This window comes from Clostridioides sp. ZZV15-6383 (assembly GCF_020657735.1).
Taxonomy (GTDB): Bacteria; Bacillota; Clostridia; order Peptostreptococcales; family Peptostreptococcaceae; genus Clostridioides; species Clostridioides difficile_D.
The window spans coordinates 1-221 of record NZ_JAGWCV010000259.1; the positions used below are offsets into that span (position 1 = coordinate 1).

Annotated in this window: 1 protein-coding gene; it reads right to left on the minus strand. The window is 24.0% G+C overall.

Annotated elements, in window-relative coordinates:
• Positions 1-221, minus strand: a 221-nt coding sequence (locus KGF42_RS19705) for a transposase (RefSeq protein ID WP_227826954.1), incomplete at both ends; no start/stop codon positions are given.

Genomic DNA, 221 nt, shown 5'->3' on the forward strand with positions numbered 1-221 from the left:
AAAATCTGATTTAACATTTTTATTTCTATATCCATTTCTAGAGTTTTTAGTATTTTTATTCTTATTGTCATATCTATCATAACCTAAATGGTCGTCAAGCTCCGCTTCTAACATTTGATGAATTGTACTTGCAAATAAATCTTTTAGCATATCTTGAATATCTGTAGTTGTTTTAACATCATATTCTTCAATAAGTTTTTTTAATATTTCGTTTTTGTTAA